Here is a 24,820-nt window from a genome sequence, read left to right as displayed (position 1 = left end):
CTTCGAACTCGATCTGGCCGATTGGCAGGCGGCATGTTTCTGTCAGGAATGGTCCATGGCCATCAGTTTCAGGGTCTCTTCGCGAATGTCGGCGAGGATTTCCCGCTTGTAGGCGGCGAAGGTCGGATCGGTCAGCACTTCGAACGATCGTGGCCTTTCCAGCTCTATCGGCAGCACCTTCTTGATCCTCCCGGGCCGGCTGGCAAGAACGACCACCCTGTCGGCGAGGAAAATGGCCTCATCGACATCATGGGTGACAAAAAGCACCGTCACCTTGTGATCGTCCCATATCTGCAGCAACAATTCCTGCATCATCCCCCGCGTCTGTGCATCCAGCGCGCCAAAGGGTTCGTCCATCAGCAGGATCGAGGGCTTGTAGACCAGCGCACGGGCGATGGCGACGCGCTGGCGCATGCCGCCCGACAGCTGTTTCGGAAATGCCTTCTCAAAGCCCGACAATCCGACCGCGTGGACGAAATGCGCCACCAGTTCGCTCTTCTCGGCCTTGGAGAAGGTGCTTTTTTCCAGGGCGAAACGGATGTTTCCTTCCACGGTCATCCATTCGAACAGGCTGTAGGTCTGGAACACGAAGCCGCGATCCCTGCCCGGTCCGTTGACCGGCTTGCCGTCGATCAGGATTTCGCCGGATGTTGGTTCGTCCAGTCCTCCAACCATGTTGAGCAAGGTGGACTTGCCGCAGCCGGACGTGCCGACAATCGACACGAACTCATTCCTGCCGATGTCGAGGTCGATCTTTTCTATCGCGACCAGATCGCGGCCCGAGACATTGAAGGTCTTGCCGACGCCGACGATCGATACTTTCGCAGCGCCTGCCGCCTGAGTGGATAAATTGCTCATCGGGTCTGGCTGCTCCATTTGAACAATGACCTGCCGCCGCGCTTGAACAGATAGTCGGTCAGAAGGCCGAGCAGCCCGATAAAAAGCGTCCCGAACAGGATCGTATCGGTCGACAGGTAGCGCTGGGCATCCATGATGCGGCGTCCAAGGCCCGCATTCGCGGCGACGAGTTCCGCCACGACGAGATAGGTCCAGGTCCAGCCGATCGTGATGCGGAACGTATCCCAGATGCCCGGGAGCGCCGCGGGCAGGATGATGCGGCGCAGAATTTCATTGTTGCTGAAGCCCAGCGTCTGCCCCGCACGGATCAGATTGAGATCAATGTTCTTCACATTGTCCATGATCATCAGCGCCTGCTGAAAAAACGTTCCGAGAAAGAGAATGAGTATCTTCTGCCCGTCGCCGATGCCGGCCCACAGGATCGAAAGCGGAATGAGCGCGACGACGGGCATGTATCTCACCGTCGAAATCAACGGCTCCAGCAATCCCTCGATGAGCTTGTAATTGCCCATCAATATTCCGACCGGCACGGCAATGACGGTAGCAGCCAGCCAGCCGATGAGGATGCGGTAGATGCTGACCGAAGCATCGGCGAAGAGAATGCCTTCCATCAATTGGCGCCAGCCCTCGCCGATGACGCTCCATGGGCTCGGCAGGAACAAGGGGCGCACCAGCCCCATAGCCGTCACCGCCCACCACAGCAGGAACAGCACCACGGGTATCACGAAACCGGCGGCGGAAAAGATGCTGTCGGGTATGTCCTGCCGCAGCTTCAGCAGGCCCTTGCGCTTCCTTGCCGGCTTGCCGCTGCCTGTCGCCTGTTGTGTCATGGTGCTTTCCTCGCCTGAAGGACTGGCCGGCGCTCGCATCGAGCGCCGGACTTGCCGTTATTGTTTTGCCGCTACCGCGTTCAATGAATCGAGCGACAGGAGGTCGGCCGGGGCGGGAACAGTCTTGATATTGTCGGGATTGGTCGCGTGCAGGATTTCACCGACGGTCTGGAGCGAACCCTGGAATTCCCCTTTCAGTGCCTCGACATTCTCTTTGACATTATAGAGCCGCACGCCCTTGAATGCAGGCTCGAACTCGGCCATCGGGCTGCCCACGGCCTTGGCGATGATGGCCTTGCCCTCTTCCGGGTTGGAGCGGATGAAGTTGATCGCGTCGTCCCAGGCCCGGATCAGACCCTGGACATCCTTTGGGTTGGCGTTGATCCACTCCGACGAAGCCGTCAGCATGTCGCCGATCAGGCCGGGCTTTTCGGCGGCCGTGTAGATGACCTTGTTGTCGCCGCCCTGGGCCAGGGCCGTCGAGATATAGGGCTCATAGGTGACCGAAGCATCGACGCGGCCGGCAATCAAGGCGAGCCCCGCTTCCGACGCGCCCATCGGAACGTGCTCCACATCGGCGATCGTCATGCCGTTCTGCTTCAGTGCATAATTGATGAGCAGATCGCTGGTCGCACCGGCTTCGAAGGCCACCTTCTTGCCCTTCAGATCCTTGATGGAGGCGATGTCCTTGCCGGCGATGATGGCATCCGCCTCGAACGACAGATCCATGATCAGGAAACCCTTCTGATCGACCTTCTGGTTGAAATTGGTGATCATGCCGTTGGTGGCGCTGGCGATGACGTTCAGATTGCCGCTGGCAAGCGCCGCGGTCATGTCCTGATCCCAGTTGAACGTGGTCAGCGCCACGTCGATCTCGTTTTTCTTGAAGAAGCCTTTCTCCTCCGCCACCCACAACGGCCCATATCCTAGCCAGGGCTGCAGCCCGAGCTTGATCGTTTCCGCCTGTGCGGCGGTCAGCGTGGCAGTCATCACTGCCAGCGCCAATGCCAGTTTCCTGATCATGTTATTCTCCTCTGTCGATTGGATCCGAATGATCTATTATGTTTTCTTCGCCGGATTGTAATGCCATTTGACGCAGGACATTCAGCGTTATCCGCCCGACATCGTTCATTTCCCCGACATCGTTCATTTCGTTGCCGGATGGCAGCGCTCCGAGCCAGGCTACGGAACTTGCGGAGAAAATGATCCCGCCAGCCGGCAGGTACCTGACGGTCATCTCGCCGCAGCGCCGTCCGTCGCGTTGGCTATCGCCGCCTTCGTACCAGCGCGACGGATCATGGAAGAAGCTGTCCGGGAAGCCGTCGGCCCTGGCAACCACGATGGTATCGGGCGATGTTCCAAGGCGCATGTCGGTGGCGTCGACTTCGTAGCCCGCCGCACCGCCGAGCACGATGCCGTCCTCGCCGAATGTCGCGGCGGTGACGCCGTCGAACAGCCATTGGTGCCTGGCATCGTAGCTATCGGGCGTTCTGGTGAATGGCCGGGCTGCATCGAACCCCATCAGGGAGATCGCGCCGCCGACCAGCGAAAACTCGCCCTTGCCGCGGGATCGCAGATGTCCGCCGGGCTCATTGGTGATGGCGAGATTCTGCTCGGCTATCGGTCCATCCCAGGTCCGTCCGGCCTCGAGCGGCGAACGCCGCAGTTCCATCAGATCGTCCTTGAACGCGACGACGCCCGCAAAGCCATTGCCGCCCATATAGGCGATATTGCCGCCGCCGGCCGCGAATTCCCTGTAGGCGCTTTCCATCTCGATGGAGAGATATTCGGGGTGGCTTCCGGTCACGATTGCCGAATAGCCGCGAAGGCCTGCCGCGCCGCGAAGATGAAGCTCGTGATCGGTAATCAGGTCGAAAGCGATCCCGTTATTGTGGCAGAACCGCAGGAAATGAAGATCGACCGGGAGGTTGTGCGGGCAATCGCCGAGCGGATAGCGATAATCTGCCCGGAGCGTGGCCTTGGGCTTCTGATAGGAACAGATCGAAACCCCGCTCAGGTCGCCATGATAGTCGTAGAGCGACCTGAAATTATTATCCACGGCCAGCCGGTGGCCGCGATCGTCGCATTGCCATTCATAGAGATGTTCCGGCAGAATTTCGTCGGCATAGGCGAGATAGGTCGCGGTCGGAACGATGAACAGCAGCGGATTGCGCGCGGCATCGGAAGACACAAAGAACACGATCTGTTCCTTTGCCCCGGCGCCCCGGATCTCGAAGGCGTAGACCCCGCAGTCGGCCGTTTCCGGCACGTCCACCCGATAGGATGCAGGCCAACCGAGCGCGGCCATGTCATCATCATGGCAATGCACGGCATCATAGTGATCCGGCACCAGGCGCGGGTCCAATGCCGATCCGTCCCAGCGCGCAGAGGTCACGCAGCACGTCGGCAGATTGACCAGTTCCAGCGCGAGAGCCGCTCCATTGCCCTTCGAGAGCAGCGGCCCATCGGGCAAAAGCGTCGGAAACTGCCAGGCATGGCCGGACGACACGGTTGCCAATGCGATCGACGAAAACCGCGCATTGAGAGTCGGCCTGTCGAAGTGCCTGTCTGTGCCGAACAGGAGATCGCCGACCAAGGCGTCCCAACGCATCCCGGCGACCGTCTCCTTGAAGTGAAACGGTGCAAGCGGATCCGCGCCACTCAACTCGATGCTCAGGAGACCGCGATCATCGCGGAGGACAACGTTGAACCAGCGCCGCTGAGGAATGGCGGCATCGAGCGGATGTCGTTGGCCGCCCTGCTCCAGCTCGAACCGGTAGTCCGCCAGTCGTAGCACCGTGTTGCCAAGGTCGAGAACGGTACGCGGGTCGGGGTTGCTGGTCAGCAGCAGCTCGAAGCGGACGGCCGTGACCCGTTCGATCTTCTCGAGCTCATCGCTCCTGACCGCAAGGTAGGAGCCTTGCTCGAAGTCGCGGTGGACGGGACCATCGTCCAGCGGCGTGACGCGCCACGGCATAGGCTGCCGCGAACCGTCGTCCAGCCGCCTGATTTCGATGGCATCCGGCTTCACTGCACAGGACAGATGCAAGGCTACGGGTCTGCCCGATCCCGTGCTCCAGGGCGTCGTGTAACCGATGAACGGCATGGCGTTATGATTGACGCGCTTCTTCATCTCAACTCTGCCTTAGCGGTTGTCCGCTATTATCCGGCGAATCCCAGACCATTGATCTGCGACCAGATACCCCTTAATTCTTAGCTATACAGTCACAAATTCCACATGCAGGGGTATATACCCCCAAAGGGGTATTCCATGGCGGCAAATGAGCTGGACAGCCTGGCGAGAGCCATAGATTCCGTCGGTAAAGCCGACTTTTACGAGAAACTGGAAGTCTACCTGCGCCAATGTATGGATTTCGACAATATTGTCGTGATCATTTTCGATGGCACCCAGACGCCATCCGTCAGGTTCCGGCGCATCTATGGACCCGACGTCTTCCAGTATATCGAAAGCGATTACCTCACCGGGGCCTACGTCCTCGACCCGATCTATCATTTCCATCTGGAACGCGGAAAATCCGGTATCTACCGGCTGTTGGATGTCGCTCCCGATCAGTTCAAGCGCAGTCGTTATTACGAATGGTATTATGGCCGCATAGGTATCACCGACGAGATTTCCATCGTCATGACCATCGGCAGGAACATGACGGCGACCATTTCCATGGGAAAGGACGGTTCATCCGGCGACATGTTCTCCAGCAAGGCCGATGCCGTCCTGCGAAAGCACCAGCCGGTGATCATGGCGCTGCTGAAAGCTCACCTTACCCCTTCGGTGGAGGCCTCCGTACGCACGAAACCCGAGTTGTCGCTGACGGAAAGCCTGATCAATGCCATGCGTACGCGCTTTGCCGTCAATCTCAGCCACAGGCAGGCCGAGGTGGCTCTTCTCATCCTGCGCGGGCATTCATCGCCGTCGATCGGCCTGAACCTGGACATCAGCCCGCAAACGGTGAAAGTCTTTCGCAAACAGCTCTATCGCAAGTGCAATCTGTCGTCCCAGGCCGAGCTTTTCGCATTGATGATGCCGATCTTCGAGCAGTTGACGCATGCCGACGCGGCCTAGCCAGGCCGCCCCGGATCGCATGTCTGAACTCAGATTGCCGCCTTCAGGTTCGTGCGCTGCTCCAGCGCTGCCGCATTCTCCTTCCGTTCGCTGTAGCGGTCGGTCAGATAGGAGGTTACGTCGCGGGTCAGCAGCGTGAACTTCACCAGCTCCTCCATCACATCAACGACGCGATCATAATAGGCGGAGGGCTTCATGCGCCCGTGCTCGTCGAATTCCTGATAGGCCTTGGCGACAGAGGACTGGTTGGGGATCGTGATCATGCGCATCCAACGCCCCAGCACGCGCATCTGGTTGACCGCATTGAATGATTGCGAGCCTCCCGAGACCTGCATGACGGCCAGCGTGCGCCCCTGCGTTGGCCTTATCGCTCCCATCGCCAGCGGTATCCAGTCAATCTGCGACTTCATAACCCCGGTCATTGCACCGTGCCGCTCGGGGCTGGTCCAGACCTGACCCTCCGACCATAGCGACAGGTCGCGCAGTTCCTGCACCTTTGGATGATCGACAGGCGCATCGTCGGGCAATGGCAGGCCTGCCGGATCGTAAATACGCGTTTCCGCGCCGAAATGCTCCAGCAACCGGGCAGCTTCCTGCGTCAGCAGCCGGCTGTACGAGACTTTCCGGAGCGAACCGTAAAGCAGGAGGATACGCGGACGATGGTTCGACGGTCGAGCGACCAGCTTTTCGACGTCGGGAATATCCAGGGCGCCAGACAGAGTATTGGGCAGATCAGACAATGCGCTTTCCTTCATCGTCGATGACCATCTCGCCATCTTCCTTGGAAAAGGCTCCCTTCTGCGGGCCCGGCAGAATATCCAGCACCGTCTCGGATGGCCGCGCAAGTCTTGCGCCCTTTTCCGTAACGACGAAAGGGCGGTTGAGCAGGATCGGGTGGGCCTCGATGGCGTCCAGCAATTGCTCGTCATCCAGTGAAGGGTCGCCGAGCCCAAGCTCCGCGAATGGCGTTCCCTTCTCTCGAAGCGCCTGGCGCACCGTCAAGCCGGCCTTGCTGATCAGATCCTTCAATTCCTGCCTTGCCGGCGGCGTCTTCAGATATTCGATGATCGTCGGTTCGATTCCGGCATTGCGGATCAGGGCCAGCACGTTGCGTGACGTGCCGCAGGATGGATTGTGATAGATGGTGACTGTCATCAGACGGTCCTTTCCGCTTTTTGAAGATTTTGGACCGCTGCACCTCGCTCATACCAGTCCTTGCTTCTGTTGACGATCCAAACGACCGAAAGCATCACCGGCACTTCGATGAGCACGCCGACGACGGTCGCGAGCGCGGCCCCCGAATTGAAGCCGAACAGGCTGATGGCAGCTGCGACGGCGAGCTCGAAGAAGTTGCTGGCTCCGATCAAGGCCGACGGTCCGGCAACGCAATGTTCTTCGCCGCTGATCCGGTTGAGAATATAAGCCAGGCCGGAATTGAAATAGACCTGGATGAGGATAGGCACGGCCAGCAGCGCGATCACCAGTGGCTGGGCGATGATCTGTTCTCCCTGGAAGCCGAAAAGCATGACGAGGGTCGCAAGCAATGCCAGCAGCGACAATGGCTGGAGGATGGCCAGTAGCCTTTCAAGGCCAGCTTCGCCGCCATTTTTCAGCAATTGCCGGCGGATGAACTGGGCAATCACGACAGGGACGACGATATAGAGGACAACCGATAGAATGAGCGTGCTCCAGGGAACGGTGATCGCCGAGAGACCAAGCAGCAGCCCGACGATAGGCGCAAAGGCGACGACCATGATCGCATCATTGAGCGCCACCTGCGACAGCGTGAAATGCGGCTCGCCCTTGGTAAGGTTGGACCAGACAAACACCATTGCGGTGCAAGGCGCGGCGGCAAGAATGATCAGCCCTGCAATATAGGAATCGATCTGGATAGCCGGCAGATAGGGCCGGAACAGCCAGCCGACGAACAGCCAGCCCAGCAAAGCCATGGAAAACGGCTTGATTGCCCAATTGATGAACAGCGTGACGCCGATGCCGCGCCAGTGCGCTCCGACGCTGCGAAGCGAGGCGAAGTCGATCCGCAGCAGCATCGGGATGATCATCAGCCAGATCAGGCCCGCCATCGGCAGATTGACCCGGGCATATTCGGCCGCCCCGATCGCCTGGAAGAGACCGGGAAAGAAGTGCCCGAGGGCGATACCCGCCACGATGCAAAGCGCCACCCAGAGGGTTAGATAACGTTCAAAGACCGACATCGTACTTCCTTGGAGCGAAACAGACTTGGAGCGAAACGAAGCGCGTCATCCATCCGCCTTCTCCCCTGGCGCGCAGCAGGGAACGATGTCAGCGATGAGAGGGGCGCAAATCTCCGGGTGCCCCCGGCAGCAATCCTTGAGAAGATAATTGATGGCGGCGCGAAGATTGCCAAAGCTCGCTTTGTATATGATGGACCGGCTTTGCCGCTCCGATACGATCAGGCCCGCCCGGGACAGGATCGCCAGATGCGACGACATGGTGTTCTGGGGAATGTCCAGTTGGCGGGCGATCTCGCCTGCAGCGATGCCTTCCGGCTCGTGCATCACGATGAGCTTGAATGCGTCCATGCGCGACGGTTGCGCGAGAGCAGCAAGAGCTTCGATAGTCGCTTCTTTTTCCATATATCCAGATATCTCGATTAATGGAGAACTGTCAAGCGAGGCTGTGGGCGCAGCGCTGTTCGATCAATGGTCGGCGGCTCCCCAGATCGGGGGCAATGGAGGTTTTCAGCCGCCAAACCGGCCAGTTTTGTCGCAAAATGGCCCATTTAAGTGCCCTCTGTGATCGATAAGTGACACTTTTTGTCTGAAACGAGCGTAGTATGTCCGTTTCTCTAACGTTCGAAGTGGAGGACAGTCCATGATCAAGCAAAGATGGTTATTTCTGACCGCATGCCTTCTGGTATCGACTCCCGCCCTCGCCGCTGACGTGGTTCTGGAACCGCCAGCGCCGGCTGTCGAAGAGGTACCGCAATTCACCTGGACAGGACCCTATATCGGTGCCGCGGCCGGCTATGGCTGGGGCAAGTCGGATCTCGATTCCGACTTCGGCAGCATGTCCTTCGACCCGGATGGATTTCTGGGCGGTGTATATGCCGGGTATAATTACCAGTTCAGCAACAATGTCGTTCTCGGCATCGAGGCCGATATCGACTACAGCGACATGAATGGCGACGACGAGGTCGGTATCATTTCGGGGGACAGCGAACTTCAATGGCAAGGTTCGGTGCGGGCACGTCTCGGCTATGCCATGGACCGCGTGCTGCCTTATATCACCGGCGGCGTGGCCTTCGGCAATTATGAGCACAGCATCACCGATGGCGTCGACGGATTCTCCGACGACGACACCTATGTCGGCTGGACAGTTGGTGCGGGCATCGAATATGCCATCACGGACAATTGGATCATGCGCGGTGAATATCGCTATACCGATTTCGGCGATCAGGACTTCGACTTCGCAGGCGCCGACTACAATGTGGATTTGAAGACGCATGCTCTGAAGCTGGGCATCAGCTACAAATTCTAGCAATTTTCATCTCAAGGCGGGCAAAATCTCCTTTGCCCGCCTGATTTTTTCGATAGCCGCGCCGAAGCGCAGCCTTCGAACCCATTCTCTGCTTCCAATTGCCCGTTATTGCCTGCCGACGTGGAACGTCTGCGGCCGCATCTCGTTCGGGCCTTTAACGGTTATCAAGGCTTGGCAAGGCCGGCTGTTTCGACTTATAAATATAAATAAGCCATGTTGATATCTGGGAGGAGATTATGGACAGTCAGCATCAGTCAGTCGGGGCAGAAGAGATCCAGCGCGATATCGAGACGCTTCGCACCGACGGCATCGTCGGGAAAAAATCCGCGTTTTCAAGGGAATGGGCTGAAAACATGAGGGAGGACATGATGACCGCCTTCTGGACATCGATCCAGAGACCGGGCGGCGCCGTCGGTCGTGGTCCTCGCCGCTGGTATGTGGAAATCCACCCGGAAGAATTTTCGGGATTTGTCGATCTTGTCACCCATCCCTGGGTCGTCGCCATGTGCGAGAACGCGCTGGGCAAAGACTATCAGATCGTCGAGATCGGGTTCGACGTGCCGTTCCAGGGCGCCAAGTTCCAGCCGTGGCACAGGGATTTTCCGTCACCGAGGGACACCTACGAAGATCGCCGGATCACGTCGCTGGCCTTCAATCTTACCGGCGTCGATGTCACCGAGGATATGGGCCCCTTCGAAGTAGCGCCCGGAACGCAATATGATGATGGCCGCGAATGGAAGCACGAAATGTTTCCGCCGAAGGAAATCTGGCCGACCTTCCAGAGCCGCGCGGTGCGCAAATTTCCCCAACTCGGCGATATATCCTGCCGCTCGGCACTCACCGTCCATCGCGGCACCGCCCACGCCTCCCCCATCTCCCGGCCAGTGATGGTGCTCGGCGTCGATGCGCCGGGAGCCGGACATGCCGAATTGCACGACATGATGGTAACGCAGGCCTATTTCGACAGCTTGCCCGATATTGTGAAGCAGCATCTCGTGTGCCGCGTCGTGGATGAACTCGTCCCCGTGACCCAGAAGCACGATATCGAAGGTCTGGTGATGGGATCCGACCCGGCCTAGCCGTTTTTCTCGATCGCCCGCCATGGGCAGGCATGAAAATGGCGGGAGCCGAGGCCCCCGCCATTTTCAGTTTCACACCGGGCCGATCAGGCGGCTGCCGATATCTCGGTCTCGGTCGGTACGGTAGCGATCGTCCGCAGGATCTGCGATGCGATCTGGTACGGATCACCCTGCGAGTTCGGACGGCGATCTTCGAGGTAGCCCCTGTAGCCGTTGTTGACGAAGCTGTGCGGGACGCGGATCGAAGCGCCACGGTCGGCAACACCATAGCTGAACGTGTCGATCGACTGCGTCTCGTGCTGGCCGGTCAGGCGCATGTGATTGTCCGGGCCGTAGACGGCAATATGGTCGGCGCGGGCCTCGTCGAAGGCTGCCATGAGCGCCTCGAAATAGTCCTTGCCGCCAACTTCGCGCATATAGGCGGTCGAGAAATTGGCGTGCATGCCCGAACCGTTCCAATCGGTGGCGCCGAGCGGCTTGCAATGATATTCGACATCGATGCCGTATTTCTCGGTGAGGCGCTGCAGCAGATAGCGCGCCATCCAGATCTCATCGGCGGCGCGGCGTGAGCCCTTGCCGAACACCTGAAATTCCCACTGGCCCTTGGCAACTTCGGCATTGATGCCTTCGTGATTGATGCCGGCGGCTAGGCAGATATCGAGATGTTCCTCGACGATCTGGCGCGCGACGTCACCGACATTGCTGTAGCCGACACCGGTGTAATACGGGCCCTGCGGCGCCGGGTAACCCGTCTCGGGGAAGCCGAGCGGACGGCCGTTCTTGTAGAAGAAATACTCCTGCTCGAAACCGAACCAGGCATTTTCGTCGTCAAGGATCGAAGCGCGGGTATTCGAAGGATGCGGCGTGACACCATCGGGCATCATCACTTCGCAGAGGACGAGCACGCCATTCTTGCGCTCGCTATCCGGATAGAGCGCCACCGGCTTCAGCACGCAATCGGAGCTACGTCCTTCGGCCTGCATGGTGGAGCTGCCGTCAAAGCCCCAAAGCGGCAACTGCTCAAGCGTCGGAAAGCTGCTGAACTCCTTGATCTGCGTCTTGCCACGCAGGTTCGGCACGGGCGTGTATCCGTCCAACCAAATGTACTCGAGCTTGTATTTTGTCATTTCAACCTTCCTGTAATGCTGCGTCGGACAGCGAATTCCGACGGGGACGATACGGTCGTCCACAACAGTGCAGGTTCCGTGCCAACTTGAGCATCGCCCCCCAAATAATTTTCTGACGAGCCGGATTCTCCGGTCAAAAGCCCTTACTCGGCTCACGGTTCACCCTGGCGAAAGTCAACGGCCGGTCCCATCCGGTGAACAGCGGTGCAAAGTACAGTGGCAAGTTGCACTGAATTTAGGCAGAAGCTGCTTTGGCAAGCGGCAGGATCAAAGTGGGGCGAAACTGACGGATTTGATGATGGCGAATACGTCCTTGCCGGGCGAAAGCGCCAGATTCTCGCAGGAAAGCTGCGTCAGCCGCGATATGATCAGCGCACCGCCACAATTGACCTGGACATCCACAACGCCGGGCACTGTGGGCCGCAAACTCTCCACGCGCCCCTCCAGAATGTTGAGCGCGCTGATTTCCTCCGGGCGGCGCGTCGCCAGCATGACATCCCTGGCGCTGATGTGGAAGCGCGCCATCCGCGTCTCCGCCGGGAATGTGCCGGCCACGAAAAGCCGCTGGGAGCCGAGCATGACCGTCGTGAGGCCATATCGATCGTCATGATCGGCGATCATGCCTTCGACGAAGGCGCCCGCATCCCGTCCCTCGTCCATCTCCACCACCGTCTCCGGATGGTTGAGCAGCATGTCGACATCGCCGCTCATGCCGACTTTTCCATCCCTGAGGACGATCACGCGATCTGCCAGCCGCGCGATTTCGGCCATGGCATGCGTGACATAGATGATCGGAATGCGCATCTCGTCACGAAGTGCTTGCAGGTAAGGCAATATTTCCGCCTTTCGCGGGTCGTCGAGCGCGGAAAGCGGTTCGTCCAGCAGCAGGAGGCGTGGCGCGGCGAGCAGCGCCCGCCCGATCGCAACGCGCTGCTTTTCGCCTCCGGAGAGATTGGCAGGCCGCCGCTGCAGCAGGCCATCGATGCCGAGCAGGTCCACGATCTGGCTGAATTGTGTGCTCTTGCGCTGGCTGGCGGCGAACCACATCCCATATCGCAGATTCTTCTCGACCGTCAGATGCGGAAACAGCCTGCCATCCTGGAAGACATAGCCGAATCCTCGCCGATGCTTCGGCACGAAAACACCCTTTTCAGTGTCGAGAAGGACATCGCCATCGAACAGGATATGGCCTTTGGCGGGTCGGGAAAGCCCCGCCAGCAAGCGGATGATGGATGTCTTGCCCGATCCCGAACGGCCGAAGAGAGCGGTCACTCCCGGACCGGCGGTGAACTCGGCATCGAGTTCGAACACGCCCAGCCTCTGCTTTGCCTGGAAGGAAAGGGTCATGCGGCGCGCATCCGACGGTTGATGCTGTGCGCGGCGAATTCGGATGCGAGCAGAGCGACCATCGAAACGACTACGGCGATGATCGTCAGGCGAAACGCGCCGGCATCGCCGCCCGGAACCTGGGTCAGCGTATAGATCGCCGCGGAAAGCGTCTGCGTTTCGCCCGGAATGTTGGACACGAAGGTAATGGTCGCGCCGAACTCGCCAACCGCCTTGGCGAAGCCGAGTATGGCTCCGGCGATGACCCCCGGCAGCATCAGGGGTAAGGTGACGGTGACGAACACCCAGGCAGGATTGGCGCCGAGCGTGGCGGCCGCGTCTTCCAGCCCTCGGTCGATGGCCTCGATTGACAGGCGGATGCTCCTGACCATCAGCGGGAACCCCATGACGCCGCAGGCCAGGGCCGCGCCCGTCCAGCGGAACGAGAATATGAGACCGAAATGATCCGCAAGGAATGCGCCGATCGGGCCGCGCCGACCAAACAGAACCAGAAGCACGAAGCCGGTGACCACAGGCGGAAGAACCAGCGGCAGATGCACGATGCCGTTCAAAAGCGATTTGCCGGGAAACCTGCCCCGCGCCAGCGCCATGGCGGTGATGATGGCCAGCGGCAGGCTGCACAGGGTCGCGACCGAGGCTATGCGCAGGCTCAGCAGCAACGCTACCCATTCGCTGTCCGTCAGTGCAAACCAGCTCACATCGGCCCCGATTCCGTTCGCCGCAACTACGTGGCCGGGGTAAGCACGGTGAAACCGTGCTTGCGGAAGAATGGTGCGGCGCGCTCCGATTTCATGAAGGCCAGCAGCGATTCCGCCTCGCGGTCGTCACTTTCCGCCAGCACTGCGACGGGATAGACGATCGGCTTGTGGCTTGCTTCCGGGAACGTAGCGACGATCTCGACCTTGCTGTCGGCGGCTGCATCGGTCTCATAGACGATACCGTAGGGAGCTTCCCCGCGCGCCACGAGAAGCAGCGCCGCGCGCACATTTTCCGCTCCAGCGATGCTGTTCGCCACCGCAGGCCAGATCCCGAGAGATTGCAGCGCTTCCTTGCCGTATTTACCGGCCGGAACGGTATTGATTTCCCCCATTGCCAGACGCCCGCCATCGAGCAAGCGCGCGAGATCGAGCCCTTGCTTCATTTCGATCGGCTCTGCCTGCCCCTCGGGGGCGACAAGCACGAGCCGATTGCCGAGAAGATTGCTCCTGCTGGCCGGCTTGATGAGGTTCTTGTTCGCGAGATAGTCCATCCATTCCAGATCGGCGGAGATGAATATGTCCGCGGGTGCTCCCGCCTCGATCTGCTTGGCCAGGGCCGAGCTCGACGCGTAGGAAGCCACGGCCTGCTTGCCGCTTTCCTTCATCCAGGCCGCCACTACGTCGTCCATGGCGTTCTTCAGGCTGGCTGCCGCAAAAACGGTCACCGCCTCCTCGGCCCGGGCGGGTGCAGCAGCGGACGAGAACATCAGGCAGATCACGGCCATGACGCCGCCAAGCTTCTTCAATCCGATCATGCGCATGGCACTCTTCCCTGAAAATCGTGATATCCGCACGAATATATCGATCCTTGTCATTTTGGCCAGTGTTATATCCGGCCAAATATAACGAAAGTTGCACGGCTCTGGCATTCGTCCGCTCGCCGGGAACAAACATGGCTGGCGCAGCATTCAATCAATGATCAATCCCCTCGCCGCTTTTCATCGCAGGCAAATTCCGCAATGATCGTCGCAGGATAATGAAAAGGATGAGCAAATGAAGCTGTTGGCCTTGGGCATACTGATCCTTCTCATATTGATCGTGCTTGGCGCCGCCGGCGTTTATTTCTACTCGCAGGAATCCGCCAAGGTGGCAGTCGAGGATGGTTATGGTCCCGATCCCGTCCTGCCGGCTCCAAACCCGAAGCCGATACCAACGGTCAACATCGCCCGCATCGCCGGCTGGGCCGAGGGCGCCACCCCGGAACCCGCACCGGGATTGCGTGTCAATGCCCTTGCCGGTGACCTGCAGCATCCGCGCTGGCTTCATGTGCTGCCGAACGGAGACGTTCTGGTCGCCGAGTCCGATGCGCCCGCCAAGGAGGAAAGCGGCAAGTTCAGCATTCGCGAATGGGTGGCGCAGCTCCTCATGCGCCGCGCCGGCGCCCGCTCCGGAAGCGCCGACCGCATCACATTGCTGCGCGATGCCGACAATGACGGCGTCGCCGAAATACGCCACACATTCCTCGAAGGATTGAACTCGCCCTTTGGCATGACGCTCTCCAACGGGCGGCTGTTCATCGCCAATACCGATGCGATCGTCGCCGTGCCCTATGCCGACGGCGATCTTGAAGCGAGCGCCTCGCCGCAACATGTTTCCGATCTGCCCGGAGGGCCGATCAACCATCACTGGACGAAGGACGTTATCGCATCGCCCGACGGAAAGAAGCTCTACGCGACCGTCGGTTCGAACAGCAATGTCGGCGAAAACGGCATGGCTGCGGAAAAGAACCGCGCGAACGTGCTCGAGATCGATCTGGAGACCGGAGCGCAACGCGTATTTGCGTCGGGGTTGCGCAATCCCAACGGGCTGTCATGGAACCCGGACAATGGAGCCCTGTGGGTCGCCGTGAACGAGCGCGATGAGATCGGCAGCGACCTCGTGCCGGACTATATGACTTCGGTGAAGGATGGCGGCTTTTACGGTTGGCCCTACAGCTATTACGGGCAGACTGTCGATGTTCGCGTCAAGCCGCAGAATCCGGACCTCGTGGCCAGGGCCATAAAGCCGGACTATGCGCTCGGCGCCCATACCGCATCGCTCGGGCTGGCATTCAACAAGGGTATGGCGCTCGGCCCGGACTATGCCAATGGCGCGTTTGTCGGCCAGCATGGTTCATGGAACCGCAAGCCGCGCAGCGGTTACAAGGTCATCTATGTGCCGTTCGAGAACGGCCAGCCCTCAGGCAGGCCGAAGGATGTGCTTACCGGCTTTGTCGATGAAGGCAGCGGCAAGGCATTCGGCCGTCCCGTCGGCGTTGCGATCGCAAGGGACGGCGCTCTCCTGGTCGCAGACGACGCCGGCAACAAGGTCTGGCGGGTCACTGCCCGGCCTTAGGTCTCAGGCGGCAAGGCGGCCGATCCAGTCTCGCACCTCATCCGCCGATCCGATGCGGTATTGCGCAATGCTGTCGAAAGGCGGATTGCCGACGCCGACCGAGCGCCCCCCGGCGTCATTGGCGATGCGGAACATGGTTTCATCCGTCAGATCGTCGCCGATGACGAAGGGTTTGCGGCCAAGATAGGGCGGGCTCTGCATGAAGGTCGAAACCGCATCGCCCTTGTTGGCCGCGGCCGGGTGGATCTCCACCACCATCTTGCCCTCCTGGCACTTCCAGCTGTCGCCGAGCCCCTTCAGGATACCGCCGAGTGCGTTGTGGATGGCCGGCTCTGCCTCCGGCGCCTGCCTGTAGTGGATGGCGAGGGCCCGGCCCTTGTCTTCCAGGATCACGCCGGGCCAGCGCTTGGCAAGAAGATCGAGTTCGAGGCGGGCGGGATCGAGATCCGCAGGTTCCACGGACTTGTATGTGACGGTCCCTGCTCCGTCGCGCATTTCAGCGCCGTGCATTCCGGCGACCGGCAGCCTGTTCGGGTGGAACATCTCGTCGACGGCGCTGATGGCCCGTCCCGTGACGAGCGCCATGGCACCACCGGCCCGGCGCTGGACGACGGCGAGCTGATGCGGCAGCTCTTTCGGGATGATGATGGCGGAGGGCGTCGGGGCAAGGTCTATGAGTGTCCCATCGATATCGATGAAGAGCGCCCATTCCCTGAGGTCGAGGGGAAGCGGGTGGACAGTTTCTAGGGTCATCAAATCGTTTCGCTGCTGCTGTTTGTCTGAGGGAAGAACTCACAGATAGGGCATTTTGTTCGGCAAGTTCTTATTTTTTCCCCGATTCCTGCCAAAAATATGGAACCATACGCGTTGCGAGGGGTTCAATTTTACTCCTAGGACGTAAGGGACAATTATATGGGACGGCTTGTTGTTGTTTCAAACCGGACAGCAAATCTTGCGAAGAAAAATCAGGCAGGCGGATTAACAGTAGGAATAATCGATGCGCTCCGCTCTCAGGGCGGATTGTGGATGGGCTGGGACGGCAACGTCCAGGACGCGGTCGGAGACCTGCGCCGTTCGGAGCATGGCAACATCTCGATATTGACCACGCCGTTGACCAATGCCGAGCATGAACAATATTATCTGGGCTTCTCCAACAAGGTCCTGTGGCCGGCATTCCATAACCGGCTGGACCTCATGGATTACCGGACGGAATTCGTCGATCGATATTCCGCAGTCAATGAACGTTTCGCCAAACTACTCGCGCCGCAGCTCGAGAACGACGACGTCATCTGGATCCACGACTATCATCTGATGCCGATGGCGGCCGAGCTCCGCAAGCTCGGGATCGACAACCGCATCGGTTTCTTCCTGCACATCCCCTTCCCGCCGGTGGATGTGTTTTCGGCCGTACCGCGCCATCCCTGGTTGCGATATTGCCTGCTGCAATACGATCTGGTCGGCTTCCAGACGCTGAATGACGTGCATAATTTCCATCGCTACCTGGAAGAACATTCGGACGCCGACATCATTTCGCCGGAGCTGGTGCGCGTAAGGGAGCGTACGGTGCATATCGGGCATTATCCTATCGGCATCGACGTCAAGCAATTCGCCCAGACGTCGAGCAAGCCGGACGATGCTGTGGAACTGGAACGAATGCGCCGCAAGGTCCTGCGCCGCTTTCAGCTTATCTCGGCCGACCGGCTTGATTATTCCAAGGGATTGCCGCATCGAATCAAGGCATTCCGCAAGTTTCTTGATCTATACCCTGAATATCAGGGCCATGCGGAATATCTCCAGATAGCCTCGCCGTCCCGCGAGGACGTATCGGCCTATGGCGACATCAGAGCCGAACTCGAACAGCTTGCAGGGGCGGTGAACGGCAAGTTCGCCGATTTCAATTGGGCTCCGATCCAGTATATCAACCGTAGCATCCCCCGCACGAAGCTCGCTCCATTGTTCAAATCGAGCCTGATCGGCCTGATCACGCCGCTGCGCGACGGCATGAACCTCGTCGCCAAGGAATATGTCGCGGCGCAGGACGACAGCGACCCGGGCATTCTCATCCTTTCGAAGTTCGCCGGTGCTGCCGAGGAACTGCGGGAAGCCATTCTGGTCAATCCCTACAACATACAGGAAGTCGCGGAAGCCATCCACAAGGCGGCGACCATGCCCCTGGAAGAACGCCAGCTGCGCCACCGCAAACTCTTGCGACGGGTGACCGACCATGATGCGCAGTGGTGGCAGCGGAAATATCTGAACGCCCTGCTCGGTCATGCCGAGCAACAGGCGCAATCGTCCGGGAGGCTGGCGCCCGCCGAAGCCCATCCCAACGTCTAAGCCAATGGAGACGAAGTAACAGCATGGCCCCTACCCAGCATATGCCGACCTCAGCCTACCGATTGCTCCTGAGGAACGGAATAACGTTCCGCGACGTGGCGAAGGCAGTTCCTTATCTCACGGACCTCGGCATAGACAGCCTGAGTATTTCCTCGGCATTCGATACGGCCGATGCCGGCAGCGGCCGACGCTCCTTCGACCCGACGCGGCTGGACGAACAGGCGGGCGGCGAACCGGGATTCGCATTGCTGGACAATTCGCTTCGCGCAGCGGGCATTCCGCTCATCATCGACATCAATCCGAACCAGACGCCCGCAAAACATAGCAATAAATGGTGGTTTTCCGTCCTGGAATGGGGACCGAAGAGCCCTTTCGCCAGCTATTTCGACATCGACTGGCGCAAGACGCTTGCCATTCCGGCGCTTGAGCGTCCGCTGATCGAGGAGATCGAGGCGGGCAACATCACGATCAAATTCGATTCCGCAACGAATACGATCGGATTGACCTATCCCGAAGGTTTCGTCCCATTGGCGCCGGGCTCCTACGCAACGGCGCTGGGCGATCTGAGCGACGCGCTGGCGGATGCATTTCGCGATCTGGCAGCGGCTGCCAAGCCGGAAGCAGCCGAGGACTTTCGTCTTGGTCTCGGCAAGGCCTACCATGATGCCCCGATAGCATCCCGCCTCCGGCTTGCCGGCCATTTGAACGGCATGCTGCAGGATCGCGCCGCCCGCGACGACCTGCTCGCTCAGCAACATTGGAAACTGATCGCCGAATCCGACATTCCGGCGGCGTTGAACTACCGCCACTCCTATGATTCCGCCATATCCGTCGGCATCGACATGGGTGAACCGGCAGCATTTTCGGATTTCCATCGCGTCGCCATCGACCTTCTGGAGAACAGTGCCGTTTCGGGTTTTCGGGTGAACCAGATCGATGGCCTGGGCAATCCGGACAACTACCTGGAAGAGCTGCGGCGTCTTGCCGGCGATTCAGCCTATATCGTCACCGACAAGATTCTCCTGGCCGGCGAGGAACACACACCCCACTGGCCGGTCCAGGGAACCGCCGGTTATGAATTCATATCGGCTGTTGCCAATGTGCTCGTGGATCATGCGAAACTGGACGAAATGGACCGGCTCTACGGCCAGAGCATCGGCAATGTCGACGATAACCACTTTCATTACCGCCACGCCAAGTCGGCCATACTTCACAAGAAATTCGGAGCCGAGCTGCGCGAACTGGGCGATCTTCTGCTCGCAGCCGCTACAAAGAAGGGCAAGGGCATGGCCGTCCGGCAGGCGATCAGTGCCGCCATCGCTGAAATGCCGGTTTTCCGCACCTATTCCTCGCCGAAGCACAAGCCGGATTATGCAAGCATTTTCCAGGCCGGCCGTGTCGAATGGAAAACGGCATCGCCTGAACTGGTTCAGGCGTTCGACAGGCGCTTCCAGCAGCTTTCCGCCGCCGTGATGGCGCAGGCGGTGGAGGAATCCTACCGCTACGACCGTGGCCCGCTCGCAGTGGACGACATGACATTGCGCATGGCGACTGCCGACGATCCCGTCGGGGCTTTCCACCGGCAGATGGCCAACAAGGCGGCGGCAGCGCCCCATGGCATGGTCGCCACCAGTTTCTCCTACGCGACGAAATTCGGCGAAGATGCGCGCATGCGCCTGCTGGCCCTGTCCGAGGCACCCTCCTTGTGGGCCGAGAACCTGTCGGATTGGCGCTCCAGGCATGCGGACAGCATCATCCGCATGGAGAACAAGCCGGCGCCCGGGCCGGAAACCGAATGGCTGATCTACCAGACCTTGATGGCGATCTGGCCGGCGACCTTGCATCTGGACGATCAGGCCGGCCTCGATACTCTGGAGAACACACTCTCGCAGTTCATCATCCGGGCCGGAAGGGAGGCGCGCAAGGAGGCATTCTGGACCGAGATCAACAAGCCTTACGAGCAGGCGCTGACGCGCTATGTGCAGAACCTGTTTCACGACCGCAGTTTCCTTGCGGATTTCGCCGAGAAGACGCGTCCGTTCCGCGTGGCCGGCGCCATCAACAGTTTCTCCCAGACCGTCCTGAAAACCACGACGCCGGGCATCCCGCTCGTCCACATCGGCTCTGAAAGCTGGGATCTTGCTCTGTCGAACGTCGTTGCACCGATCGACCTTGAGCCATCCGCGCTTCGCGACAGGCTGCGCTACGTCAACGACTCTCCCCTGTCCAATCTTCTATCCGATTGGCATTCCGGCGCGATAAAGCAACGAATTCTGGGCAAGCATCTCGAATTGCGGCGACGGGAGCGCTCGCTGTTCCTTGAAGGTTCCTATACGCCGCTGGAGGTCAGCGGCCCGATGGCCGATCATGTCATCGCCTTTGCGCGCAGCAAGGGCAAGCGGCATTGCATCGTCGCCGTGCCGCGCCTGCCCTTCGATGCGGTGTCCAAATATCAGGACCCGTTCATGCCGCTGCCGGACTGGCAGAACACGGCGCTTGCGATACCTGATCGGCTGACCGGCATCGAAATGCGGAACGTCATCACCGATGCGTCGATAACGACCAGGGCCAAACTCAAGGTCGCCAATCTGATGCGCGATTTTTCGACGGTCACGCTCGTATCGAAATAGGGCGGGCAGCAATGCCGCCCGCCCGTCCGATCAGAGGCCGTTCGCCTTGAGGATTTCCGGCGCATTTTCCTTGGTGATCGTCTGGGTGTCGAGAACGATCTTCTTTTCGACCTTCTCGCCGGCGAGTACCTTCAAGGCCTGACGCAGACCTTCCGCGCCCGGCGTCGGGTAGAGGAAAGTCGCTGCAAGTTCGCCCTTGTTCACCCACTGGACACCCTCATTGGGCAGGCCATCGACGCCGAGAAACAGGATGTCCTTTTCCCGGCCGGCATCCTTGGCGGCAAGATAGGCGCCATAGGCCATCGGGTCATTGTGACCGTAGACGAGCGAAATATCCTCGTGATTGCGCAGGGCGGTGGCCATGATGTTATAGGCCTGGTCCTGCTTCCAATCGCCCGACTGCTTGTCGAGCAGATAGGTGATCCCCTTTTCCGCATCGGTGAGCTTATGGAAGCCATTGCTGCGGTCGTGGCTGGCCTGTGTGCCGAGGCCGCCCCAGATCTCGACGACCGTGCCCTTGGCCTTGCCCGGCCCGCCCAGCAGCTCGACCGCATATTTGCCTGCGGCTTCGCCAATGACGACATTGTCACCGCCGATCCACTGGGTGAACTTGTCCGTATCGACATTGCGATCGAGCACGATGACGGGAATACCCGCATCCATGGCTTTCTCGACCACACCGGTCAGCCCGGCCGACTCCTTGGGCGAAATGAGGATCGCATCCACCTCCTGCCGGATGAAATTCTCCACATCGGCAACCTGTTTTTCGGTCTTGTCCTGCCCGTCGGCAATCAGAAGCTCGACATTGTCGTGCTTCTTGGCCTCAGCCTCCAGATCCTTGTTGAACTGGACCCGCCAGGGTTCGACCGTGGTGGTCTGGCTGAAGCCGATCACATATTTGTCCTTGGTCTGCGCCAGGGCCATATGCGTCAGCAGCGGCGTCGCAAGCGCGGTCGCCACCGCCAATTTCGTAAACAAGCGTCGGTTTATCAACATCGTCTCTCTCCCTTTGTTTTATTTCTTGTGTTTCGATGCGCTGCGCGCCCGCAACTGCGACAGAAAGAATGCCCATCCGCTCGACCGCCGCTCCTGCAGGAGAACGGCGGCGATGATGATCATGCCTTTCAGGACGAGCTGGGTATTGCTGTCGATATTGTTGAGTTGCAGGATATTGCTGAGGAAACCGAAGATCAGCACTCCCACCAATGTGCCGATCATGGAGCCGCGCCCGCCCATGAGGCTGGTGCCGCCGATGACCACGGCGGCGATCGCATCGAGCTCCAGGCCCATTCCGGCGTCCGGCTTGCCCTGGCGGTATTGCGCCACATAGAGGATGCCGGCGAGCGCCGCCAGATAGCCGGATATGGCATAGACCGTGATCTTGACGCGCCAGACAGGCACGCCGGCCAGCCTCGCCGCCTCCTCATTGCCGCCGATCGCATAAATATACCGCCCGAACTTGGTGAAGGTGAGCACGGCCCAGAACAGAAGCACGATGGCCGCGAATATGACGCCCGGCACCGGCACGATGCCGAAGATCAGCGAGCGCAGCACTTCGAAGTTCTCGGTGGCATTGCTGCCCGTATAGACCGGCCAGACCGCCGTGTTCTGTCCTGCCGTCAGCCGCGCGACGCCTAGCCCCGCGACCATCATCGCCAGCGTGACGATGAAGGGCTGCAGCCTGCCGCCGACGATGACAAGGCCGTTGATAGCGCCGAGCATGAAGCCGACGGCGGGCACCACGAGGAGGACAAGCAGGACGCCGGCCTTCGTTCCCGAACCGGCAAAGACCCATGCGGCGATAGCGGCCGCTGCGACGAGCGCCAGCGCCAGCGCCGGGCGGGACATGCCGGAAGATACGGCCGCGCTGGAATCCTGCGAAGCCCTCATCGCCTTCACCGCAAAGGCCGCGATGCTCGATATGACGAGGAAGGACAGGAGAAACACGGCCGGCACGCCGAGCGAATAGGCAGCCGACCATCCTTCATTTGTCAGCAACATGGCGCAGACCACCGAGCCGAGCGCCAGGACCGAGCCAACGGAAAGATCGATACCGGCGATGAGTATGACGAGCGTCATTCCAACGGCGGTGATACCGGTCACCGATACCTGCCGGAAAACGTCCGACAAATTGCCGAAGGAAAGGAAGATATTGTTGCCTTTCGACGAAACGGGCGACGAAAGAACGCCGACGAGAAACAGCAAGCCGAGGCCCCAATAGAGTTTTGTGTGCTTCAGGACGCTCTTCAACCGTCCAACGAGATCGGGCATGTGCAGCCTTTCTTCGCTCGCATGGGTCATGCCGCCGCCTCGACAAGCGCCGAGCCTCGCGGTGTCGCAAGCTCCATGATGCGTTCTTCCGAAAAGTCCCGGCTCGCGACGATACCGGTGGCCCTGCCCTCGCACATGACGACGATCCGGTGCGACAGCGCCAGCAGTTCCGGCAGTTCGGAACTCACCATGACAATGGCGACCCCCGAAGCGGCGAGCCCGTTCAGAAGTTCGTAGATCTCTTCCTTGGCGCCGACGTCGATGCCGCGTGTCGGCTCGTCCAGCAGAACGACCCGCGGCCTCGTCTCCAGCCATTTGCCCAGCACGATCTTCTGCTGGTTGCCGCCGCTGAGTTCATCGATTTTCTGGTCCGGCCCCTGGCAGCGGACACGCATGGCCTTGATCATCCGCCTGGCCACCGCATTTTCCCGCCGCTTCGAGATGAGGCCTGTCGGCGCAAGCCACGGCAATGATGGCAGCACGGCATTGGATCGGATATCGGCATCGAGAAGCAGTCCGGTTCCCTTGCGGTCCTCCGTCAGGAAGCCGATGCCATTGACGACCGACTGGCGCGGCGTGAGCGACGGGACGTCGAGGCTGCTGCCGTCGCGAATGATCGTGCCGGACCGCTGCCCTTCGGCTGCACCGAATATCAGTTCCAGAACCTCGGTCCGCCCGGAACCCAGCAGGCCGCCGATGCCGAGGATTTCGCCCGCATGGACGTCGAAGCTGACATCGTCGACGACGGCATGGACCCGGCCGCGCGAATTCGGCCGGCTCAATCCGAGATGGTGCGCCGACAGAACCACCGGCTTGGCCGTAACAGGCTCCTTTGCCCGCTGCGGCTGCAATTCGCGCCCGACCATCATGCGGATGACGTCGCGCTCGCCTATTGCCGATGCCGGATGGGTAGCGATGAACCTGCCGTCGCGCAGCACCGTGATCTTGTCGGCAAGCGCGAACACCTCGTTCATGCGATGCGAAATATAGATGATGGCGACACCGCGCTCTGCAAGCATCCGCACCAGACGCGCAAGTTGCTGCGCTTCCGCCTCGGAAAGCGCCGAAGTCGGCTCGTCCAGGATAAGGACATCGGCATTCAGCGACAGCGCGCGGGCGATCTCGACAAGCTGCTGCTCGCCAACCCGCAGGTTCTCTATATCGGCCTTCGGATCGATATCGATGCCAAATCTCGACAACAGCTCGGCGCTTTGCGTTTCCGTCGCCCTGTAGTCGATGAAGAGCCCTTTCTTCATCGGTTCCCGCCCGAGAAAGATGTTTTCCGCGACGCTGAGACTCGGAATGAGATTGAGTTCCTGGTGGATGATGGCGATGCCGTACCGTTCGGCTTCCTTTGGCGAGACGAAATCGACCTCCTCGCCGCGCACGGTCATCGTGCCGCCGCTGCGCCGGTAAACGCCGCTCAATATCTTGACCAGCGTCGATTTTCCCGCCCCGTTCTCGCCCATGACCGCATGAATTTCCCCAGCGTGGATATCGAGATCAACGCTTTCCAGGGCCATGATGTGGGCGAAATTCTTGCTGATCCCGCGTAGCGAGACGATCGGCGCCGAACTCTCCAAAATGTTCCTCCCAAAACACTCTTTCAAGCTGATGTGTAACATGTTAGATGCGAAGACAGGCGC

The 24,820-nt window shown here is 59.9% G+C and carries 22 protein-coding genes; 6 read left to right on the top strand and 16 right to left on the bottom strand.

Annotation, left to right across the window (positions count from 1 at the left end; genetic code table 11):
• Positions 1-42 precede the first annotated feature (42 nt).
• The 4 genes from M8997_RS03580 to M8997_RS03565 are packed head-to-tail and all read right to left on the bottom strand — an operon-like array spanning position 43 to position 4,821.
• Positions 43-858 (bottom strand): ABC transporter ATP-binding protein, encoded by an 816-nt coding sequence (locus M8997_RS03580; protein WP_250013733.1) that lies wholly within the window; start codon positions 856-858, stop codon positions 43-45.
• Positions 855-1,688 carry an ABC transporter permease gene (locus tag M8997_RS03575; RefSeq protein WP_250013731.1) on the bottom strand — a complete coding sequence of 278 codons (834 nt, stop codon included), beginning with the start codon at positions 1,686-1,688 and terminating at the stop codon, positions 855-857. Before M8997_RS03575 ends, M8997_RS03580 begins: the two co-directional genes overlap by 4 nt.
• Positions 1,689-1,745: 57 nt before the next feature.
• Positions 1,746-2,711: an ABC transporter substrate-binding protein gene (locus tag M8997_RS03570; RefSeq protein ID WP_250013730.1), complete on the bottom strand. Its 966-nt coding sequence runs from the start codon at positions 2,709-2,711 to the stop codon at positions 1,746-1,748.
• A 1-nt stretch (position 2,712) separates the two neighbouring features.
• Complete coding sequence (locus M8997_RS03565; protein WP_250013728.1) at positions 2,713-4,821, bottom strand: N,N-dimethylformamidase beta subunit family domain-containing protein; 2,109 nt, start codon at positions 4,819-4,821, stop codon at positions 2,713-2,715.
• A gap of 138 nt (positions 4,822-4,959) precedes the next feature.
• Between M8997_RS03565 and M8997_RS03560 the strand changes: the two genes are divergently transcribed.
• On the top strand, positions 4,960-5,769 hold the full coding sequence (locus M8997_RS03560) for a helix-turn-helix transcriptional regulator (RefSeq protein WP_250013725.1): 810 nt from the start codon (positions 4,960-4,962) through the stop codon (positions 5,767-5,769).
• Positions 5,770-5,798: 29 nt separating this feature from the next.
• Here the strand turns inward: M8997_RS03560 and arsH are convergent, their stop codons facing one another.
• Genes arsH through M8997_RS03540 form a run of 4 tightly spaced genes read right to left on the bottom strand, consistent with a single transcriptional unit; the run spans position 5,799 to position 8,387 of the window.
• On the bottom strand, positions 5,799-6,524 hold the full coding sequence (gene arsH, locus M8997_RS03555; RefSeq protein WP_250014390.1) for an arsenical resistance protein ArsH: 726 nt from the start codon (positions 6,522-6,524) through the stop codon (positions 5,799-5,801).
• Positions 6,502-6,924, bottom strand: coding sequence for an arsenate reductase (glutaredoxin) (gene arsC, locus M8997_RS03550; RefSeq protein ID WP_250013721.1), 423 nt, complete (start codon positions 6,922-6,924; stop codon positions 6,502-6,504). The genes arsH and arsC overlap by 23 nt, the downstream gene beginning before the upstream one ends.
• Entirely contained in the window at positions 6,924-7,985 is a 1,062-nt protein-coding gene (arsB, locus tag M8997_RS03545) for an ACR3 family arsenite efflux transporter (RefSeq protein ID WP_250013718.1), read from the bottom strand. The genes arsC and arsB overlap by 1 nt, the downstream gene beginning before the upstream one ends.
• 45 nt (positions 7,986-8,030) lie before the next feature.
• The gene (locus M8997_RS03540) at positions 8,031-8,387 is read right to left on the bottom strand and encodes a helix-turn-helix transcriptional regulator (RefSeq protein WP_250013715.1); all 357 of its coding nucleotides are present in this window, start codon (positions 8,385-8,387) and stop codon (positions 8,031-8,033) included.
• 238 nt (positions 8,388-8,625) lie between these two features.
• On the opposite strand from M8997_RS03540, the gene M8997_RS03535 reads away from it, so the two are divergent.
• On the top strand, positions 8,626-9,291 hold the full coding sequence (locus M8997_RS03535) for an outer membrane protein (protein ID WP_250013712.1): 666 nt from the start codon (positions 8,626-8,628) through the stop codon (positions 9,289-9,291).
• A 236-nt stretch (positions 9,292-9,527) separates the two neighbouring features.
• Positions 9,528-10,370: a phytanoyl-CoA dioxygenase family protein gene (locus M8997_RS03530; RefSeq protein ID WP_250013709.1), complete on the top strand. Its 843-nt coding sequence runs from the start codon at positions 9,528-9,530 to the stop codon at positions 10,368-10,370.
• A gap of 86 nt (positions 10,371-10,456) precedes the next feature.
• Here M8997_RS03530 and M8997_RS03525 read toward each other — a convergent pair whose 3' ends face one another.
• The 4 genes from M8997_RS03525 to modA form a co-directional block, all read right to left on the bottom strand.
• Positions 10,457-11,497: a glutamine synthetase beta-grasp domain-containing protein gene (locus M8997_RS03525; RefSeq protein ID WP_250013707.1), complete on the bottom strand. Its 1,041-nt coding sequence runs from the start codon at positions 11,495-11,497 to the stop codon at positions 10,457-10,459.
• 267 nt (positions 11,498-11,764) lie between these two features.
• Positions 11,765-12,844, bottom strand: a complete 1,080-nt coding sequence (gene modC / locus M8997_RS03520; protein ID WP_250013705.1) for a molybdenum ABC transporter ATP-binding protein — start codon at positions 12,842-12,844, stop codon at positions 11,765-11,767.
• A complete protein-coding gene (gene modB, locus M8997_RS03515) occupies positions 12,841-13,542 on the bottom strand; it encodes a molybdate ABC transporter permease subunit (RefSeq protein WP_250013704.1) in 702 nt (233 codons plus the stop codon). Before modB ends, modC begins: the two co-directional genes overlap by 4 nt.
• 26 nt (positions 13,543-13,568) lie before the next feature.
• Positions 13,569-14,327, bottom strand: a complete 759-nt coding sequence (gene modA, locus M8997_RS03510) for a molybdate ABC transporter substrate-binding protein (protein WP_250014388.1) — start codon at positions 14,325-14,327, stop codon at positions 13,569-13,571.
• Positions 14,328-14,595: 268 nt separating this feature from the next.
• Between modA and M8997_RS03505 the strand changes: the two genes are divergently transcribed.
• Complete coding sequence (locus tag M8997_RS03505; RefSeq protein WP_250013702.1) at positions 14,596-15,936, top strand: sorbosone dehydrogenase family protein; 1,341 nt, start codon at positions 14,596-14,598, stop codon at positions 15,934-15,936.
• 3 nt (positions 15,937-15,939) lie between these two features.
• Here the strand turns inward: M8997_RS03505 and otsB are convergent, their stop codons facing one another.
• Positions 15,940-16,689, bottom strand: a complete 750-nt coding sequence (gene otsB, locus M8997_RS03500) for a trehalose-phosphatase (RefSeq protein WP_250013700.1) — start codon at positions 16,687-16,689, stop codon at positions 15,940-15,942.
• Positions 16,690-16,848: 159 nt separating this feature from the next.
• On the opposite strand from otsB, the gene M8997_RS03495 reads away from it, so the two are divergent.
• Positions 16,849-18,273 (top strand): trehalose-6-phosphate synthase, encoded by a 1,425-nt coding sequence (locus M8997_RS03495; RefSeq protein WP_250013698.1) that lies wholly within the window; start codon positions 16,849-16,851, stop codon positions 18,271-18,273.
• Positions 18,274-18,296: 23 nt separating this feature from the next.
• A complete protein-coding gene (treY, locus tag M8997_RS03490; protein ID WP_250013697.1) occupies positions 18,297-20,903 on the top strand; it encodes a malto-oligosyltrehalose synthase in 2,607 nt (868 codons plus the stop codon).
• Positions 20,904-20,933: 30 nt separating this feature from the next.
• Here the strand turns inward: treY and M8997_RS03485 are convergent, their stop codons facing one another.
• Genes M8997_RS03485 through M8997_RS03475 form a run of 3 tightly spaced genes read right to left on the bottom strand, consistent with a single transcriptional unit; the run spans position 20,934 to position 24,799 of the window.
• Positions 20,934-21,893: a substrate-binding domain-containing protein gene (locus M8997_RS03485; RefSeq protein ID WP_371929509.1), complete on the bottom strand. Its 960-nt coding sequence runs from the start codon at positions 21,891-21,893 to the stop codon at positions 20,934-20,936.
• Positions 21,894-21,917: 24 nt separating this feature from the next.
• Positions 21,918-23,174, bottom strand: coding sequence for an ABC transporter permease (locus M8997_RS03480; RefSeq protein WP_371929508.1), 1,257 nt, complete (start codon positions 23,172-23,174; stop codon positions 21,918-21,920).
• A 26-nt stretch (positions 23,175-23,200) separates the two neighbouring features.
• Entirely contained in the window at positions 23,201-24,799 is a 1,599-nt protein-coding gene (locus tag M8997_RS03475) for a sugar ABC transporter ATP-binding protein (protein WP_250013692.1), read from the bottom strand.
• Between the last annotated feature and the right edge of the window lie 21 nt (positions 24,800-24,820).

The organism is Phyllobacterium sp. 21LDTY02-6, assembly GCF_023554255.2.
Classification (GTDB): Bacteria; Pseudomonadota; Alphaproteobacteria; order Rhizobiales; family Rhizobiaceae; genus Phyllobacterium.
The sequence above is the reverse complement of the archived record's forward strand: the minus strand, read 5'-3'. Positions and strand labels throughout refer to the sequence as shown.